This window comes from Cohnella nanjingensis (genome assembly GCF_014212125.1).
Taxonomy (GTDB): domain Bacteria; phylum Bacillota; class Bacilli; order Paenibacillales; family Paenibacillaceae; genus Cohnella; species Cohnella nanjingensis.
Genome location: NZ_JACJVP010000063.1, coordinates 1 through 1,615 on the forward strand (window position 1 = coordinate 1; position 1,615 = coordinate 1,615).

Below are 1,615 nucleotides of genomic sequence, written 5' to 3' on the forward strand. Positions count from 1 at the left end.
AATAGAAGTCGTCTTTTTCTTTGCTATTACCTTACTTTTACCACACTCACTCAGTCACTCATCTTAAGTATCCGCTTAAGGTTTACAGCAAAAATCGCCATAGCACCTTGTAACTCCATCCCCAATAAACCCGAGGATGACGCTACGTCGTACCCGTGCCTATGTTTGAGTTCGCTGTTCTTCGCTTCAATTTTGTAGCGTTCCTTCGACTTGGTTTTGAAGTACTCACTCTCTTGAAACGCCATCTGTTCGGTGTGTTCATCGGATTTAATGCTCACCGAGTACGTTTTACTTTTGGCACCCTCTTTGTAACAGCCTTCTCTTATAGGGCATCGTTTGCATACCTCTACATCGAAGTAATACGTATCCACTTGGTTTGCCCCAACGCCTTTCTTTCCTCCGCGTGCTTTTCGGGTAGCCATGTGACCGGCCTTGCACACATACATGCCAGCATCTTTATTAAACTGGAATTCATCTTCCTTCTTACGATTCCCTTGCGTTATTGCTGGATTTAGTTTGGCCACTAACTCAAGGCCATTTTCATTGCTGTACTTAATATTATCCCTCTCCGAGTAGGCAGTATCACCAATCACTGTTTTCACTTCCATCCCGGTTGCCTTGCTCTTTTCAATCAGCGCCTGCAACTGCTTGCCGTCACTCTTTTCGCCCGTTGTAATCACAGCCGCAGTGATAATTCTTTCCTCGGTCATAGCAATGTGAGTTTTGTAACCGAAAAACGACGAATCTGCGCTCTTGTGACCCACTCGTGCATCTGGATCTTCCGAGATCCGCAATTGCTCCAGATCGTCTGCAACAGCCTCCTTCAAAAAGTTAAGCGGTTCTTGAATTTTCGGCAACGCACAGACACCGCCTTCTGCCTCAAGCGTGGCAATGAGCTTTTGACAGTAGGCGATTTCATCCTCGAGCACATCGGTGGTATTTTTGGCGGGTAGTTTGTCTTTCAGGGATTCGTCTGCCATGTATACGGCTTTTCTTAGTTTTAGGGAGCGATCCAGCAAAATTTCTCGCGGAGATTTTTGGTTATAGCGGGCTTTCGTGTGCGTTGCGTCGACAATGATGGACTTGCTCGTGATGATTCCCTTCTCCAGTGCGATTTCTACCGTCTTGCCAATCAGCATGTCGAGCAGATTCAAATCCTTAAGCCGCAGTTTACGGAATTTAGTTAGGGAGCTTGCGTCAATGACGGCATCCTCCGGCGCCATATCAAGAAAGTACTTGAACGACATGTCGTACCGGGAACGCTCAACGATATCCACATCGGACAGCTCGAAGATTGCCTTAAGTAGCAAGTACTTGAACATTCGAATCGGGTCGATCGCATTCCGGCCGTTATCTAGACAGTAGCGCTCTTTCAATTCCTCGTACACAAAGGAGAAGTCGACCAGGTCGTTGATTTGGCGGAGCGTATTATCCTTCGGTATGATGAGATTATAGAGATCTATGTAGGGACTTAATTTAAGCGTTTGTTGTTGTTGAATCATTAGGCAACCACCTTGTCAGGTTGATAACCTAATTATACAGGGAAAAGGTACAGCCTCTTCAAAAATTTGAGGATCTGTACCTTTTCTGTTAAGCGGACTTTTTCAGTGGCCCC

General features: G+C 45.9%; 1 protein-coding gene. It reads right to left on the reverse strand.

Features of this window, described 5'->3' with window-relative positions:
* Nucleotides 1-50 precede the first annotated feature (50 nt).
* The gene (locus H7C19_RS31190) at nt 51-1,502 is read right to left on the reverse strand and encodes an IS1182 family transposase (RefSeq protein ID WP_185672996.1); all 1,452 of its coding nucleotides are present in this window, start codon (nt 1,500-1,502) and stop codon (nt 51-53) included.
* Nucleotides 1,503-1,615: the final 113 nt, after the last annotated feature.

Excerpts from the sequence above, each read along its gene's own strand:
- H7C19_RS31190 (WP_185672996.1), bottom strand. The coding sequence starts at position 1,502 with ATGATTCAACAACAACAAACGCTTAAATTAAGTCCCTACATAGATCTC.